This is a genomic window from Haloarcula sp. R1-2 (genome assembly GCF_011627385.1).
Classification (GTDB): Archaea; Halobacteriota; Halobacteria; order Halobacteriales; family Haloarculaceae; genus Haloarcula; species Haloarcula marismortui.
Map to the genome: position 1 here is coordinate 205,287 of NZ_JAANTG010000001.1, position 15,742 is coordinate 221,028.

The following is a 15,742-nucleotide window of genomic DNA, read 5'->3' on the forward strand; positions in this document are numbered from 1 at the left end:
CCGGACCGCAGTTAGCTGGTTTCCGGGATTGTGGTCGTCTCTTGTTCCGGAGTCGCCGTGCCACTGGACTGCGCCGATGGTTGTTCGAGTGCGTCCCACGACACGGTCACGACGCCGCTGAAGCGCTCGTCATCGCGGGTGTCGACGGTAACCGGTCTGTCAAGGCCCGTGGCAAACCCCACCGCGAGCAGGGACACCACCGGATGATCTAGTCGGTGAATGTCACCGAACGCAGGATTATCGATGGCAATAGAAGCGGTTCGGTTCTCGCCACCGATTTCGATTGTTGTGTCGTCGACGAGTTCGAACTGCTCGGACAGGGCCGCAGTCAGCTGTGTCGCTATTGCATCGGGGTCGTCATCGAGTTCACCCGAGAGGGTTCGCTTGAACTCGGTGTATAGCCGGACACCGGTCGGGGGAAGCGATATACCTTGCTCCGCTTCGACGCCCGTGACGAACAGCTCTTCCAACTGCTCCGGGTCGGGAACCGCGTACTCGACGTGCTGGGGGACGAACAGGCGCGCAGCCATCTCCGGGTGGGATGCTGTTGGGACATACACCGTCTCAGTCTGGAGTTCCAGTTCGCTGACAAGGTGCTGCTCGACATCGGCTAGCGTGTCGAACACCGTGTCACCGACCGACGCCGAAACGAATCGCTCGGGAGTGAGATAAAACGTGACGATGCCGGCGAACACACCGGTCCCACCGAACGCGATGAAAATAGTTTGCAGGGCCGGAAAAACGAACGCCGCTATGAGGGAGAGCCCACCGACCGCAAAAAAGCCCAATGCGGTCCGTCTGAACGTTGCCCGCTTTGCATGCGCGTAGGACTCGCGTAACCGGCGGTTCTCCTCTCGCAATACGCCTAGCTCCGCTTCGAGTGTCTGGCGATCCGGTACAACATCCGTTTGCTGGTCGCTGTCATCAGTTGATGCGTCCAGTTGCGAGGGCTCGGGTTGACTCATAGGAATTCACGATCCGAAGCTGCGTCTTCAGTCACGATATCGAGTTCTAGCAGCAGATAGCGATGGAGCAGATAGCCGACGATGGCAATCCCAACGAGGAGGGCGGACCCGGCCCTGAATGGGTCTAGGTTCAAGCGTCCGAGCGACAGCCAGGCGAGACCGCCGAGCAGTGGCACGACAAGCGCCACGAGGCTGCCAGCGACTCGACTGTCGGGTGTCTCAACTGCGACCGAAAGCAATGCGAGGAACAGGCCACCTTCGACAAGGACGAGCGATAGCAGTGACGGTGCACCAACTGCGATGAGTGCTATCTGTCCCAGCACGACCGCGAGAACGACTGTTCCGGACAGATAGAGCCCGCCCAGGACAACACCGACGAGGCCAAGCCATACCGGTCCACCTAGGACGAGCCCGCCTGCCGCGGCGACGATGCCCAGCAGGCCGAGCACGGTCGGCAGTGATTGAAGCGACCGTCCCCTCGCCAGTGCCATACTCATACGGACCCCCGCTGGTCTGTGTTCGCTGGGCTGCCGGACAGAATCGCCGAAATCTGGTCCGGCGACCCAACCTCGTAGGCCGTCACCGAGTCGATTTCGTTCAATTCACGCCGGAACTGGTCGAAGGCCCGATACCGCTCGTAGGCGGTATCGAGGTCCGTGAGGAGGTCCGTATCGAAGGCCACTGACGGCGTGATAAACACGACGACCTCTGTTGCGTTGCGTCTTGCCAGTCCAACTGTGTTCCGCAGTTCGTTCGGGTTGCTGTCGTCTGTACAAATGACCAGCAGGTCCGCGCTGCGTACCTCCTGTGGTGCCGCCTGCAACCCGTTGTACAGTGGCTGGTCGGGAGGGTGTCGCTTTGACCCAGCAGCGCTCCGATACGCGAGCAGCGTCGCTTCTATCGGTGATTGTGTGTTCGCCGCCGGATTTACCATCCCTGTCATCGTTCCGGTGTGCGTCGCTGTCGTGGTGGCTGTCGGCGGCGTCTCAGTTTCGGTGTCGAGGTCACTGATCCGATGCTGACACGACCTGTAAACCTCGGCTCGCGCTACTGGGACTCTCGATTCCGTCACGCCTGCGTCATCGATAGTCACGTACCCTAACGGGTCGCGGGTCGCTTCGGCACGCTGCTGGAACGCCGCTGCGACCGCTTTGAGATGCTCTAGCTTCGTTTCGCCAGGTGCGCCATCGCCCAGCGTTTGACGGTGATCAAGGACGAGGACCACGCTACGGTTACTCTCAGCCTCGTAGTTACGGACGTGTGCCTCGTCCAGTCTGGCAGTCGCCTTCCAGTCGACGTATTTCAGTGCGTCACCCGGAACGTATTTCCGAATTTCTTCGGCTGACAGGCCACCCGTCCGCCCGCGGGCATCGTGCTCCCCGACACCGCGTAGCAGCCGTTTCCCACTCTGGCCAACGTGAATCGGGCCGACCGACGGCGACTCGACTGTTATTTCGGGGCCGGGCCCCGTTGTGAACGACTGGGTAAACAGCCCGGTGCCGTCACTGACCGTCACTGTGGCTCCGGGAACGGTGTAGTTGCCAACAGTCTCCCAGGTGAGCGGGAGTGTCACTGATGACGACTGCATCGACGCACCGAGATCGACATCCGGAGTGGGGCCCGCTTCCATCCGCGCTGCGAGTGGAATCTGTGCTTCGATAGAAAGCGGCAGGTGATCGCCGGCAGCGTTGACCGATGCTTCAAGTGTGTAGTTCGTTTCGGCGTCAGTCCGTATTCGGGACCGGTCGAGTGACTGGCTAACTGTGAGTTCGTCCTTGAGCCGAGAAACGCCACGAACGAACGCAAACTGCATCGCGAGCAGCCAGCCTGCGAGCCCGACGGCTCCGACGACTAAGAGGGGTGCATCAAGGAGCCCACCACCCACGATGAGGCTACCGATAGCAGTGAGCGTGAGCCAGAACCGCCGCGTAACACGCATTACGTTCCGTTACTGAATCGAGCCCATTGAAGATACCGACAGACATACCCGGGTACTTCGGCAGTACATCTGCACCTGATATCGAAATCGATACTGATACTCAGAGAATCACTTACTTAACCTCTGATCAAGAATATTGGTGTATAGATGTCGCAGAAGTCTATTTTATCCCGGTTTTTGGGACCCTGTCTGAATGCGTCTTCTGGACTCAGTCTTAATATTGGAGCTAAAGACCCAGACGGCCCTACCGGCACCCGTCGTCTCACCGGCAACTGGTTCCGTAACGCGTCGCTGGTCGGCGCTGGTGCCATTGTACTCGCTACGCTACTTCTCGCCGGTGTCGTGTTTCCAGTCGCCGGGATGTCGCCGCAAATGAACACCACTAGCGGCGGTGGGGCCGATACGCCGAACGTACAGCAGGTTCAGGCCGATGCGAACGCCACTGATACAGATGGAGACGGACTGTCGGATTCGCTAGAGCGGTCTACTTATAACACTGACCCGACCGACGCGGACACGGACGACGGCTATCCGGACGGCATGGAAGTCCGCTGTGAGCAGGCTATCCCGGATGCAGACCCACTCCGAACGGACATTTATGTCGAAGTCGATTCGACACAGGCAACGACGCTCAGCGATTCGGTCCAGACATCCATTGTCGAGACGTTCGAGAATGCACCCGTTTCGAACCCGGACGACTCCACTGGGATCGATATCCATCTCGTTACGGATGATACTAACCTTTCAGCTAATGGGACGGTTCACTCGAAATCCCGTGCTGGTTCCGGGAACGATATCTACGACTTCCGGGCCAACCATTCGGAGTACAGTTCTGACGGCTACTACTACGTCTTGCTCGCCGATGATGTCGCCTACAACGGTGACGATTACTTCGTCGGCGCGGGACGGCCTGAAATCGCGGCGATGGAGCGGTTCGATTCGACGAAGGTCACCGCTTCGCTATTCATGCATGAATTCGGGCACGCGATGGGACTCGACGCCCATCAGGACGGTATCGATGAGGAGCGCTACTCCCGGACGGAGTACGATAGCGTGATGAACTACAACGGACTGTACAGACAACTTACCTATTCGAACGGTACCGACAGCGTGGGTCGAAACGAATGGCAGTTCATTGCTGAGAACCGAACACAGCCTGACATTGCGTGCGCGGAGAACGGAACGTGCTCTAGCAGATGTACGCGGAACTGACTCGTCCGGAAAAGTGGCAGTCAACGATTAGCTGCTGTCTGCCAGCATGCTCATGAAGAACGACCCGAACACTGTCTGTAGCCCGAGTACCACGACTGTGGAGGCCAGAAGGGTCGCCGTGGCTGACGGCAACGCCGCTTCGCCGGCGAACAGCCACTGTCCGAACACGCCCCCGAGGTACAGAATTCCGACTGCGGCCGCGAGGATGCCGATCGACGCGCCGTGCTCCAACTGGAACTGCTCCCGTATCATGCCGACGAGTACGCCGTCGGGTTTGTTTATCGGGTTCGCAGCGATGGAACTGAACAGCGCGAGCGTCCAGACCTGATACCCGACGATTGCTAGCAGCGAGCCGCCGACCATCGTCTGTATGCCGAAGTTGACGCCACCGATCGACAGCTGGGCAATTGACAGCGACATCAACACTGCCCCGACAGAGACGAGCAACAAAGCCGGATACGAGAACAGGTAATCCGGCGCGTTCACGAGCATGAATCGGACGTGTCGCCAGCCGTCACTGAAACTGTCAAGCGTTTCCTCACCTTCCCGCTCGTGATAGATAATCGGGACCTCTTCGATGGTGAGATCGTTCGCGCCGGCCTCCATGATCATCTCGCTGGCGAACTCCATCCCGGTTGTCTCTAGCTCTAGCGTTTCGAGCGCATCCTTGGTGAACACACGGAAACCACTGTGTGCGTCGCTGACACCGGCTCCATAGAACGTGTTCAGGAAACGCGTCAAGAGCGGATTGCCGACGTATTTGTGTAGCGGCGGCATCGACCCATCACGGATTTCACCCTCGAGTCGGCTCCCCATACAGATGTCCGCGTCGCCGTTCTGGACTGGCTCGAGGAGCTGTGGAATCATCTTAAAATCGTACGTCGTGTCGGCATCGCCCATCGCAATGTACTCTCCCCGTGCCTTGCCAAACGCGTAGCGATACGCATAGCCATAGCCCGGTTCGTCAGGTGTCACGACTGTCGCACCCCGCTCGCGAGCTAGCTCAGGAGTCGCGTCGGTCGAACTATCGCTTACGATGATCTCGGTTGGGACGCGTAACTCCGAGATCGCTGTTTTGATCCAATCGATACATTCTACGATTCCTTTCTCCTCGTTGAGCGTGGGCATCACGACGCTCAAAACCGGCGTGACTTCGCTCTCGGGCGTAACGAGAAACTCGTCTGCAGTCTTGGCTGCGATCCCCTGTTGGTCTGCTTGATTTGCCTGATTTGCTTGTATTGTCATTCCCGTACCTCGGCTGTAACTGGTGCGTCTAGCGACATGCGCTCTCCACTCCCCTGAACGGCTTTCGATGAATACGGCTGGTAGGCCCCATTTTATTTGATTTCAATGGCTCATTTCTGATAGGTACCGCATGGTTCCCACACAGGGTATCATGTCAAAGCAGCATATAATAAAGCTGTTGGGTGGGATAATCCATGATTAATAACAATAGTCAGCATGAGAACTGCTATTCTCCTCTGATTGTGCATAATTTCTTTCGACCATGATGAGATTGTTGAATGGGCACCTATCAGTAAACGACACTATTCACGCACTAATGTACGTTATGAAGCATACATCTGTCAGACTAGCAGACTATATCAGCAGCGGACTTCGCCTACAGAATTTCAAATAACACAATACAACAGCCAGCGAGGCAGCCACGTTTGCAGGAGTTGCACTACACTGAGAACCCAACGAGAGACTAAGAAAAGCGGCTCAGGTATTGTCTACAGTCGGTGAACACTCACCAATTCGGACAGACATGCTCTAGGGACGGCCACCTGATTTCATGTGCCGGTCGGTAGCGCTGGGATTTCGATTGCCGAGTGCCTTACACTGGGCGGCGAAGTCGGTTCCGTATCTCGCCACCAGCAGCGTGTAGCCGCGGCAATCGATCCTCTGATGCGCGGACCAACGTTGTGACGCTTAGCCCAAGGACGTAGACAACTCCCAACAGCATGATAATCGAGATGTCCTTGCTAAACTGAAGCGCCCCACGTATCGATGCCATATTCGTACATATCCGAGATGAGTATAAGCCGTTGGGGTCCAATTATTAATTTTTGTAACTGGGCGAGCATCGTCGCCCAGAGCCGTAGATTTAAGCCACTCCATGTGTTAAACAATAACATGGCCACAGATCAGTCCGAGGGGGCCAGCCTGCACGTGCCACCACTGGAGAATACGGCGTTTTTCTCCATTGAGGACGATGACGGCTACGTCCGTATTGAACAGTCGCTGGGGAATCAGGTCCTGTACACGCCCAATGAGGCACGGGACATTGCCGAAGCCATTCTCGATGCCGTCGACGAGGCTGTCGAAGAGGAGTAACCCATCGCCGACCGTCGGTCCTGTTTTGCTGGAAGGCGAGATGGTTTGAACACGGGCGGTCCAGCATCAGATATGACAGATGCAAGCCACCGGGCGGCGGTTGCCGAGCGAGCGGCCCGCGCTGGCGGTGTCGTTGCCCGCGAGCAGTTCCGGGGCGACCTCAGTGTCGATTCGAAGGCCAACAAGAACGACCTCGTTACGGAGACGGACCGCGACGCCCAGCGGCAGGTCGTCGCCACGATTCGAGCAGAGTTCCCTGACGACCGATTTCTCTGTGAGGAAGACCTTTCGACGCGGGCCGGGCCCGAGGCTGACCGCGAGCCTGAAGCGGTCGATAGCGTCCCCGACAGTGGTTCCCTGTGGGTCATCGACCCGATCGACGGGACGGCGAACTATGTCCGTGGGATGCGCTTGTGGGGGACGGCCGTCAGCGCAATTGTCGACGGTGAGCCGGTCGCATCAGTGACCTATCTGCCCTCGTACGGTGACCTCTACGCCGCCGGCCCGGAGAGCGGTACGCGAGGCGGGACCGAACTCGCGGTAAGCGGACGAACCGACCCGGAGACCTTTGCCGTGGCGCCTGTTGGCTGGTGGGACCGCGATGACCGAGATGAGTTTGGTCGGTTGTGCAGCGCTGTCGGCGACCGCTTCGGCGACATCCGTCGCCTGGGTTCGTTCCAGGCAACGCTGGCACACGTCGCTGACGGGGCGCTTGAGGGGCTCGTTTGCACGCGCCCGATGGCACCCTGGGATACGCTCGCCGGCGTCCATATGGTCCGACAGGCTGGTGGCATGGTCACTGACCTCGACGGTGAGCCATGGACCCACGACAGCGATTCCGTCGTTGCCTCCAACGGTGAGGCACATGAGGCCTTCGTGGCGGCCGGCAACGAAGCGCTCAGACAGAACTGAACACACTTGCCCCGCGGAGTTCAGTGCCGCGCGAAATTCCGCGCCACGCACACGGGACCGGAACGCTAAAACCGCCTGCCACCGGTCACTCGGCCATGGATACGCTCGAGCGAGCCGTTGATGAGTACGGGCCCGGCCAGCTCTGGGTGGGCTCTTTTGTTGCAGTCCTTCTCGTCGCGGTCGGCGCTGTTACGGCCGCTCCACAGGCTGTCTGGGACCGGTTCCTCTGGCAGTACTTCTGGGGGCCAGTGTACGCGGACGCCAAGTCGGCTAGCTGTGCCGAAATGACTGCGTCCGGCCCACAACCGCTGTACGATGGCTGTACGGCGGCCATTCAGGAGGGGCGGCTCATCGCCGAACCGGGATACACTATCGTCTCCGAAATCGGCTATATGCTGATTCTAGTGTACATGCTCGTCGGCGTCTACTTCCTTCTGGAGCGACTGGACATCGCCGAAGACCCGAAGCTCTACTTCGCGTTCGTGCCGTTCATGCTGCTTGGCGGTGCGTTGCGGACCGTCGAAGACGCAACCGACCGCGCAGTCGACGCCGGAGTGTCACCGATCGTCGAGTACCCGCTCAGTTCGCTTATCATCAGTCCCGTGATTTACGGCACGGTATTTCTGCTGACCCTGCTCGTCCTCGTCGTCTGCGTGGACCTCGAACAGCGTGGGGTCGTCGACAGCTACTACCGGACGACCGGCGCTATCGGCGGGGCCTTTGTCGCCGTGACGCTTCTGTATCTCACGTTTGTCGCCCTCACCCGCGAGTACGCCACGCTGTACCCGTCAGTCCTCATCACGACTGTCGCACTCGCGTCGGCACTGGCGTACGGACTGTACCGCCTGTTTGAGTCCTACCGCCCGGTACTGAACGACGGAACTGGCTATATCGGCCTGCTGGTCATCTGGGGCCACGCAATCGACGGTGTTGCGAACGTTCTGCTGGCCGACTGGCTCGACGCACTCAATGTCCCGCTAACGTACTATCCGAAACACCCGGCCAACGAGTTCATCATTACGGCTACCGAGGCACTCCAGCCGGCCGGTCTCTCGGCCGCTATCGGCACATCCTGGCCGTTCTTAGTTGTCAAGCTTGCCGTCGCCTCGCTGGTCGTCTCGTTGTTCAACCAGGAGTTCATCGACGACAGCCCACGGTACGCACTGCTGTTGCTCATCGCCGTTACCGCCGTCGGCCTCGGGCCGGGCTCGCGGGATATGCTGCGGGCGACGTTCGGTATCTGACACCCACTGGTCCGCTTAGGGGAACGGGTGGTGATCCCGGTCAAGTCGCGGTTCGAAGCCCAAATCGGCCGGCACGGCTTCGGCCCGCTCGCCGAAGAACGACTCACCGAAGAACAGCGGCTGTGCCGACGGACAAACGACTCGAACCGCCTCGAACCCGAGCTGTTCGAGGTCGCGCGTCGTCAACCGCGTCCCGTACGGAGCGAGCCCCGCGTCGGCCGCCCGGTCACACAACGTCTCTAGCTCTGCCTCGCCAGAGAGGTCCGCATCAGGGCCAAGCGAGTCCAGCGGGACTGCCGTCTCCGCAGCCGTCAGGTCGGCCGCCTCACCGGGCGACTTGGCGTAGCGCCCGATAGCACCCTGTGCATCCATGGCCGCCTTGGGACCCATACTATCGAGTTCCATCCAGTTCTGGAGCGCCTCCTCCAGCGCGCCGACGGCGGCCGCACCTGAGTTCAGATCCGCGTCGGTCCCGAGCGCGAAGCGCGGCCACTCGTCCTGTGCCAGTGCGACAGTGATGACTGGCACGTCCACGTCCTGTGTCAGTAACAGCGCCGTCACGTCGAGGCCCTCAGATGTGGCGCGCCGCCGGAGCGTTTCGTACTGCTCGTGCTCATCGATGGCAACGCGGAGCGGGTCGAACGTCGAGTACCACGACAGCATCGCGGCGTCGCGCTCGATAACCTCGTACAGCCCGGTCAGCAAGGCCTCCGTGACGGTGTTGCCCAGTCCGAGCCCGGTCGTCGTTGCCGGTCTGACAGCGTTCGAGGGCGGCGGATAGTGGACGGTTTCGGCGGGCAGCGACCGCTGCTCGTCGGTCAGCAGATTCTCGGCAGGAACCCAGGGGAGCGCATGCGATTCGTCCCACTCGGCCTCGTCTCTGACGAACGTATCGGGTGTGACGGCAGCCGGTACATCGGCGACTGTTCCGTGCTGTAGATTCCCTTCCCGGTAGACGCCGGCCGCGTACCGCTCGTAGTTCTCGCCCAGCGCTTTCATGAATGCTGTGTCCCAGTCGATGGCAACACCGGCGGCCTTGGCGGCGGCCGACACGTCGCTGAATCCGGCGGTATCGGCGAGCGTCGACAGGTAGTACGGAGCCGGGAACGATTCGACCTCACCGACCTCCGTGGCGATACCGACCCGGTCGTCGAGGCCCAGTTCCGCCCGCGATAGCGCCTCGCTGTCGGGGGCCGTCTGCCGACCGTCGCCGAGGGAATGGCCCTGTGTCCCGCCACAGTCACAGCCCGGGACAGGCAGGAACCGCCGCTGGGTGTGCGGGAGTTCCGTGACAGTTCCAAGGAGGGCAGCGTCGCCGTCGAGAAACTGGGTCACCAGTCGACCGGCCAGCGCTCCCGCGAATCGTTGCGTAGCTGCTGCCGGGGCTCCTGTGACTTCCTCGGTGTCATCGACCGTCGCCTCGACCCGCGTCCGGAGACAGTCGAAACAGCCCGTCTCAGGTCCGAAGCCGCTAATCGCGGCGTCAGTCACCGGGACGCCACCGACGCCGCCCAGTTCGACGGCGACCCACGGAATGGCATCGTCTTTCGCCCGGTTGTTCCACGCCGCAAACCGCTCCGAACCGACGGTATCGACGACGATGGCGAGGTCGCCACTGCTGTCCGCTGGTGTCGACGGCTGTGCTACTGAAACGTCGATATCAGCGAGAAACGCGGCAAGTGCATCAACAGCCGGTCCACGCCCGACGACTTCGACAGTTCGCATGCCGAAGCCCTCGTGGTGAAGGGAGAAAAACCTACGCGGCGAGGATGGATTGGGCGACGGAGGCCAGTTCGTCCGGGTCGGCGTCTTTGAGCCGGTCGTCACCGAGCATCAGGCGGAGTCGCGGGCGACCCACGTCAATCGGGACCTTCTCGGTGTCGATGAGGTTCATATCTTCGAGTTTCGTCTTCGTCCGCGAGAACGTCGCCTTGCTCGCCAGCCCGACATCCTCGCCCCACTTGCTGATGTCGTACAGGAGTTCGCCGTTTCGGGCAGCCACAAGCAGACTGATGGTGACCTCATCAAGCCCGTCACCATCGCCGCGGGCCGTCGACAGCGAGCTGAGAACGTCGTTGAAGTCCGAAGCGGTTTCCGGGCCGATATCGGATTCAAGCGTGCTCTGGACGCGGTTAAGTGGCGGCGTCCGGAGTGAGTACTCGTCGGCGTCCGTCCAAGCTGAGTCGTGGTAGTCGTAGGCGTTGTCCACGAACGCTGCGTCGTCGGTCCCGAGACCGCCGACCGTATCGCTGATCGTGACGAGCGCGTACACTGTGTCAACAGTTACCGCGACCGAGTGGTTCGGCACGTCGTCGAGCAGTCGCATCGTGAGCCGCCCCTCATCGATGAGGTCGGCCGCGGTGCTCGCAACGAGGAAGTCGTCCATGACGTCTTTCAGTGCCCGCTCGTCGGCCAGCAGCCGAACTTCCGGAGCGCCCGAATCTGCGTCTAGTGTCGATACAAGCTCAGAAATGGTCTGCCGCGACGGGTTCACGACGTACACCGGCTCGTCGGTTGCCCCAAACACCGTGGTCAGCATGGACCCGATGTCGTCTTGCAGGAGATTTTCGGTCATTGTCCCTTGCCAGTATATAGTGTACTGCTATATTTAATTTTACCGGCCATACTGTGTTGATTTCGCCAACAATCCGACAACACCCACTAGCGAACAGCGATAAAATATTGGTCAATTATCCTAAGCAGAAGCCGTTCGACCCACGGACTGAACCACCAATGCCGCTCAGTGACGCCGCGTAAATTCGGCCGAATCGGTGGCTGGTGTCACTGTTTCCTTCCCGCCAGAAGTTACGACCCGGGTATCGTCTCAAATCTGACCCCCAGTACGAAAGGTTCCCGGAAGATGTCGCATCGCCGCAACGACTCGGTCGGCCAGTTCAAAAACAGGTAGCGGCCGCCTCGGCTCCGGCCATGGAGTCTGACAGCTCTCCCTTCCTCAGAAGCCCGTCCGGAGGCGCGCGGCCAGGTCATCGGACCAGTGGAACTCCCCGTCGTAGATGACAGGCAGCGAGGTCTGGCCCAGCGCGTCGGCCAACTCCGTAGCACCGAGCGAGTGGCTCGTCTGTTCGCCGTTCAGCGCGGCGCTGTCGTCGAACGGCAGGCGGTAGCTCTCGCCGGGCCGTTCCGGGGACACGACCGTACACTGCACGTCGAATCCTGTCTCCCCTTCGGAGAGCCAGACGACTGCAGGATGCGCGGGATTGGGAACGATGGAGTAGGTCCCGTCGCCGACAACCGCGTAGTCTTTACACATCATTATCCGCCGGCGAGCGAGTTCCAGCGCTCGCTGGATGCTGAATCCGTTACTGAGCAAGCGCGCGAAGGCGGTCCCGACCAGGGCGGCGTGCTTGTCCAGCACGTCGGTGAGTGTCACTGCGCCGGCGACTGCGCCCTGTTTGACCAGATCAAGCCCTTCATCGTAGGAGCCACAGGCGTTCAGGAAGAACGTTTGCGTTCGGGCTTCCGACAGCGACGACAGTGCCAGATTACCGTCGGGACAGCGTAGTCCCGCCTCGTCGCAGTGCCCGATGAAGTGGACGAACTCCGTCGGCTGCCGGAACACGTCGGCCAGTTCGTTGACCGACAGCAGTTCGCTGACCCGTACGTCCATGGGGAGGTCAGCTGCCCGATATATCTCCGTGACTTCTGTGTGTTCGTCTGCCATCTCCTCGTCGTTGAGGACGACCGCGACCTGTTGGCTGTCGGTGTCACGGTTCTGACTCCGGTAGCGGTTCACGTACGCTTCCGGTGGCGTTTTGCAGGCGTCTATCGGGTTCCCCGGCGCGAGCCACGAGTGCAGTTGGCCCTCGCGCAGGTTCGGCTCGATGACTGGCGGGCGTTCGGCCGATCCGCGACTCAGATACGAATCCGCCAGCGTTCTGTCGAGTAGTTCATCCTGATCAAGCCGTGAGCTGTCTGGCAGGTAGATGAGACTGAGCCGATCAAGGAGGAAGGGCAGATAGCGGACCCGCTCCGGCTCCGGCGAGACGTACGTCGAGAGGGGCCACTCAGGCAGAATCGAATTCACGGCCTCGTCCGAGACCTCGATGTACCGTTCGAGCCGGCCGGCCGGCGACAGCGACCGCACTGTATCTGGGTCGAGCGAGAGGGCGGACGTGATACGAGGGCCACTCTCGGCCGGGTCGACGCGTCTGACCAGACAGTCGAGGTAGAACACCTTCCGGAGCAGCGCTGCGACGCCGGCCTCTAGCGACGGCCACGCGTCGAAAGAGCGGTGTATCGACGTGCCTTCGGCCGTCAGCAGTGCGGCATCCCGTGACTCGACCACCACTTTGGCGCCGAGATAGTACGCCAGCGGCGCGCTGACGAGCAGTTCCGCCTCGCACTCCGGAACACGGAGCGTGATACCAGTCTCGGGACGGTTCTGTCGCACCGGCTCCGGAATACGGGTTGTCTCGCCGGTCGTGACTATCGGCGGGTGTCCACGGAGTTCCGGATGCGAGCGGGACGGCTGCATCGTGTGATGCGCTCCGCTCAGATGCGTAATCGCCGTTGCGAGCCCTTCGGGCGTCGCGGGGACCTGCAGATGCGGCCGCTCCGTGTTCGTTTCCCAGAGGAACCCGACGGTAATGCTCGTCGGCTCTTGGAAACTAAGCACGGTGGTAATACCGGCCGAATGGAGCGACGCCGGGCCGTCGAAGTGGACGTGGATCCGGATGTCGTCGACGACGCCCAGCGGGGATTCCCGGTCGCTATCCGCAGCACGGGCCTGCATCGTCAACAGGTACTCGCCTTCCTGCAGCGTTGTCGGTGAATCAACCGTCCCGTTATCGTCGCCAGTATCAACGCGGGTTACCATGGCATCGACCGCCGGCAGCGCTAACTCGGTGACGGACCCGCGGTAACAATCGTCGACACGCCGTGGTAACTGTTCTCCGTCAGTACTCTCTCGATTGTGTAATTGGTGCACCAGTGCGGTCGGGTCGGCCGTTTCCCCATCCCAGTCCAGCGTTTCACCGCCGTCCCGGCCCACCCGCTCGCCTGCCACCCCCCAGGTGACCATGTGTGCATATGTGGAACGTCATCTGATATATACGTACGGTTGTCAGCACGTCGTCACCGCCCACCACACCCCGGAACCGAACGAGCATTGATAACATTACACGCGCGTGGGTCAAAGGGTAGATTATTGTCGTATCGGTCCTGAATCGGATACATGAGCTACGAAACCGTACGGGAAGCGGACCCGGCAGTTGCAGACGCCCTTGAGGGCGAACGAGGCCGGCAGAACGACACACTGGCGATGATTGCCAGTGAGAACCACGTCAGCGAGGCTGTGATGGAGGCACAGAGCTCCGAGTTGACGAACAAGTACGCCGAGGGCTATCCCGGCGAACGCTACTACGGCGGCTGCGAGTACGCCGACGACGTCGAGGAACTCGCTATCGACCGCGCGAAAGAGCTATGGGGCGCGGACCACGTCAACGTCCAGCCACACTCCGGTTCACAGGCCAACATGGGCGTCTATCTCGGCGTCCTCGAACCCGGCGACAAGATCCTCTCGCTTGACCTGACCCACGGCGGCCACCTCTCGCACGGCCACCCGGCGAACTTCGCCGGGCAGGTGTACGAAGTCGAACAGTACAAGGTCGACGAGGAAACCGGCTACGTCGACTACGAGGGGCTCCACGACCACGCAGAGGAGTTCGAACCGGATATCATCGTTTCGGGCTACTCGGCGTACCCCCGAGAGGTCGACTTCGAGCGGATTCAGGAAGCCGCCGATGCGGTCGACGCTTACCACCTCGCGGACATCGCTCACATCACTGGTCTCGTTGCTGCCGGCGTCCACGAGTCGCCGGTCGGCGTCGCCGACTTCGTCACCGGGTCGACGCACAAGACCATCCGCGCCGGCCGCGGTGGCATCATCATGTGCGACGAGGAGTACGCCGACGACATCGACGCTGCCGTCTTCCCCGGCTCGCAGGGCGGCCCGCTGATGCACAACGTCGCCGGCAAGGCTGTCGGCTTCGGTGAGGCGCTTGCCCCCGAGTTCGAGCAATACGCCCAGCAGACTGTCGACAACGCCATTGCGCTCGGCGAACAATTCAAAGAGCACGGCCTCTCGCTGGTCTCCGGCGGCACGGACAACCACCTCGTGCTCATTGACCTCCGGCCGTCCCATCCTGACACCACCGGCAAGGAAGTTGAGGAAGCGCTGGAGGAAGCTGGTATCGTCCTCAACGCCAACACGGTTCCCGGCGAGACCCGCTCGGCGTTCAACCCCTCGGGCATCCGCGCCGGCACGCCCGCGCTCACCACGCGTGGCTTCGACGAGGACGCCTGCCGCGAGGTCGCGGACCTCATCTACAAGGTCGTCGACGCTCCCCACGACGACGATGTCGTCGCGGAAGTCAGCGACCGCGTGGACGAGATGACCGACGAGTACACACTGTACGAATAACGCCGGAAGCCTGCGGTTCTGCTATCCGCACACTTCGCAACTCACTTTTTACCATTTCCAGCCGACACGTCCGGTATGCTCCGCACAACTCGGCGCCGGCTACTCTCTGCACTAGGCGCGTCCCTGTCGATACTTGCCGGCTGTACGCAGTTTGATGTCGAGTCCGGGGCGGAAACCGGACAGAGCGATGGCAGCGGGAGCGAGGCGACTGCGGCGGCCACGGTGTCAGAAACGGACACTGCTACTGTGACAACTGAGCGGGCCACTGCCGGCCAGACGACCGATGGCGAGGAACTCGACCTGCGGGAGGCCAACGTCGTCGGCGTTGAGGTCAGTGACGAGGACGGCGGCGACTACCGCTTCGACGTCACACTCTATCATGACGACGACGGCGAGGACGGCTACGCGAACTGGTGGCAGGTCGAAACCCTGGCGGGCGACAGACTCGGCCGCCGGGACCTCTTGCACGCTCACTCGACGGCCCCGTTCACCCGGTCGGCGATGATTACGATTCCCAGTGACGTGGGCTGTGTCGTGGTCCGGGGGCACGACCAGACCCACGAGTACGGTGGGCAGGCGATGACGGTGGCTGTCCCGAGCGGCGCGACGCGGGCTATCCAGCAGGGAGCCGAGCGCAAGTCGGTTGCCGAGTCGGACTGTCCCTGAGTGGGAGCGTGCTAGCCTGTCGCGT

General features: G+C 61.2%; 13 protein-coding genes. 6 read left to right on the forward strand and 7 right to left on the reverse strand.

Translation table 11 applies throughout. The features are described 5' to 3' along the window. Nucleotides 1-11: 11 nt before the first annotated feature. The 3 genes from G9C82_RS00985 to G9C82_RS00995 are packed head-to-tail and all read right to left on the reverse strand — an operon-like array spanning nucleotide 12 to nucleotide 2,904. The gene (locus G9C82_RS00985; protein ID WP_127013136.1) at nucleotides 12-965 is read right to left on the reverse strand and encodes a hypothetical protein; all 954 of its coding nucleotides are present in this window, start codon (nucleotides 963-965) and stop codon (nucleotides 12-14) included. Then, nucleotides 962-1,462: a hypothetical protein gene (locus tag G9C82_RS00990; RefSeq protein WP_127013137.1), complete on the reverse strand. Its 501-nt coding sequence runs from the start codon at nucleotides 1,460-1,462 to the stop codon at nucleotides 962-964. Before G9C82_RS00990 ends, G9C82_RS00985 begins: the two co-directional genes overlap by 4 nt. Beyond that, nucleotides 1,459-2,904 (reverse strand): DUF58 domain-containing protein, encoded by a 1,446-nt coding sequence (locus G9C82_RS00995; protein WP_127013138.1) that lies wholly within the window; start codon nucleotides 2,902-2,904, stop codon nucleotides 1,459-1,461. The genes G9C82_RS00990 and G9C82_RS00995 overlap by 4 nt, the downstream gene beginning before the upstream one ends. A gap of 372 nt (nucleotides 2,905-3,276) precedes the next feature. Between G9C82_RS00995 and G9C82_RS01000 the strand changes: the two genes are divergently transcribed. Further along, on the forward strand, nucleotides 3,277-4,116 hold the full coding sequence (locus G9C82_RS01000) for a hypothetical protein (RefSeq protein ID WP_127013139.1): 840 nt from the start codon (nucleotides 3,277-3,279) through the stop codon (nucleotides 4,114-4,116). A 27-nt stretch (nucleotides 4,117-4,143) separates the two neighbouring features. Here G9C82_RS01000 and G9C82_RS01005 read toward each other — a convergent pair whose 3' ends face one another. Next, the gene (locus G9C82_RS01005; RefSeq protein WP_004961149.1) at nucleotides 4,144-5,361 is read right to left on the reverse strand and encodes a glycosyltransferase family 2 protein; all 1,218 of its coding nucleotides are present in this window, start codon (nucleotides 5,359-5,361) and stop codon (nucleotides 4,144-4,146) included. 891 nt (nucleotides 5,362-6,252) lie between these two features. On the opposite strand from G9C82_RS01005, the gene G9C82_RS01010 reads away from it, so the two are divergent. The 3 genes from G9C82_RS01010 to G9C82_RS01020 all read left to right on the forward strand — a co-directional run bounded on the left by G9C82_RS01010 (nucleotide 6,253) and on the right by G9C82_RS01020 (nucleotide 8,609). Continuing rightward, on the forward strand, nucleotides 6,253-6,453 hold the full coding sequence (locus tag G9C82_RS01010) for a hypothetical protein (protein WP_004518094.1): 201 nt from the start codon (nucleotides 6,253-6,255) through the stop codon (nucleotides 6,451-6,453). A gap of 72 nt (nucleotides 6,454-6,525) precedes the next feature. After that, nucleotides 6,526-7,365 (forward strand): inositol monophosphatase, encoded by an 840-nt coding sequence (locus G9C82_RS01015; RefSeq protein ID WP_007190305.1) that lies wholly within the window; start codon nucleotides 6,526-6,528, stop codon nucleotides 7,363-7,365. 95 nt (nucleotides 7,366-7,460) lie between these two features. Continuing rightward, nucleotides 7,461-8,609: a DUF63 family protein gene (locus G9C82_RS01020; RefSeq protein WP_004961153.1), complete on the forward strand. Its 1,149-nt coding sequence runs from the start codon at nucleotides 7,461-7,463 to the stop codon at nucleotides 8,607-8,609. A gap of 15 nt (nucleotides 8,610-8,624) precedes the next feature. On the opposite strand, the gene G9C82_RS01025 is transcribed toward G9C82_RS01020, so the two are convergent. The 3 genes from G9C82_RS01025 to G9C82_RS01035 all read right to left on the reverse strand — a co-directional run bounded on the left by G9C82_RS01025 (nucleotide 8,625) and on the right by G9C82_RS01035 (nucleotide 13,650). After that, the gene (locus tag G9C82_RS01025; protein ID WP_127013140.1) at nucleotides 8,625-10,334 is read right to left on the reverse strand and encodes a YcaO-like family protein; all 1,710 of its coding nucleotides are present in this window, start codon (nucleotides 10,332-10,334) and stop codon (nucleotides 8,625-8,627) included. 31 nt (nucleotides 10,335-10,365) lie between these two features. After that, nucleotides 10,366-11,184, reverse strand: a complete 819-nt coding sequence (gene tbsP, locus G9C82_RS01030) for a transcriptional regulator TbsP (RefSeq protein ID WP_004961158.1) — start codon at nucleotides 11,182-11,184, stop codon at nucleotides 10,366-10,368. 378 nt (nucleotides 11,185-11,562) lie between these two features. Further along, nucleotides 11,563-13,650 (reverse strand): hypothetical protein, encoded by a 2,088-nt coding sequence (locus G9C82_RS01035; RefSeq protein WP_127013141.1) that lies wholly within the window; start codon nucleotides 13,648-13,650, stop codon nucleotides 11,563-11,565. A gap of 153 nt (nucleotides 13,651-13,803) precedes the next feature. Here G9C82_RS01035 and glyA point away from each other — a divergent pair, with 153 nt between their 5' ends. After that, nucleotides 13,804-15,051: a serine hydroxymethyltransferase gene (gene glyA, locus G9C82_RS01040; protein ID WP_004961161.1), complete on the forward strand. Its 1,248-nt coding sequence runs from the start codon at nucleotides 13,804-13,806 to the stop codon at nucleotides 15,049-15,051. A 75-nt stretch (nucleotides 15,052-15,126) separates the two neighbouring features. Continuing rightward, nucleotides 15,127-15,717 carry a hypothetical protein gene (locus G9C82_RS01045; RefSeq protein WP_007190308.1) on the forward strand — a complete coding sequence of 197 codons (591 nt, stop codon included), beginning with the start codon at nucleotides 15,127-15,129 and terminating at the stop codon, nucleotides 15,715-15,717. Nucleotides 15,718-15,742 lie beyond the last annotated feature (25 nt).

Coding starts and splice junctions, on each gene's coding strand:
- G9C82_RS01020 (WP_004961153.1), top strand. CDS start 7,461: ATGGATACGCTCGAGCGAGCCGTTGATGAGTACGGGCCCGGCCAGCTC.
- G9C82_RS01000 (WP_127013139.1), top strand. CDS start 3,277: ATGAACACCACTAGCGGCGGTGGGGCCGATACGCCGAACGTACAGCAG.
- G9C82_RS00995 (WP_127013138.1), bottom strand. CDS start 2,904: ATGCGTGTTACGCGGCGGTTCTGGCTCACGCTCACTGCTATCGGTAGC.
- G9C82_RS01015 (WP_007190305.1), top strand. CDS start 6,526: ATGACAGATGCAAGCCACCGGGCGGCGGTTGCCGAGCGAGCGGCCCGC.
- G9C82_RS01045 (WP_007190308.1), top strand. CDS start 15,127: ATGCTCCGCACAACTCGGCGCCGGCTACTCTCTGCACTAGGCGCGTCC.
- G9C82_RS01025 (WP_127013140.1), bottom strand. CDS start 10,334: ATGCGAACTGTCGAAGTCGTCGGGCGTGGACCGGCTGTTGATGCACTT.
- G9C82_RS01010 (WP_004518094.1), top strand. CDS start 6,253: ATGGCCACAGATCAGTCCGAGGGGGCCAGCCTGCACGTGCCACCACTG.
- G9C82_RS00985 (WP_127013136.1), bottom strand. CDS start 965: ATGAGTCAACCCGAGCCCTCGCAACTGGACGCATCAACTGATGACAGC.
- G9C82_RS00990 (WP_127013137.1), bottom strand. CDS start 1,462: ATGAGTATGGCACTGGCGAGGGGACGGTCGCTTCAATCACTGCCGACC.
- G9C82_RS01035 (WP_127013141.1), bottom strand. CDS start 13,650: ATGGTCACCTGGGGGGTGGCAGGCGAGCGGGTGGGCCGGGACGGCGGT.
- glyA (WP_004961161.1), top strand. CDS start 13,804: ATGAGCTACGAAACCGTACGGGAAGCGGACCCGGCAGTTGCAGACGCC.
- tbsP (WP_004961158.1), bottom strand. CDS start 11,184: ATGACCGAAAATCTCCTGCAAGACGACATCGGGTCCATGCTGACCACG.
- G9C82_RS01005 (WP_004961149.1), bottom strand. CDS start 5,361: ATGACAATACAAGCAAATCAGGCAAATCAAGCAGACCAACAGGGGATC.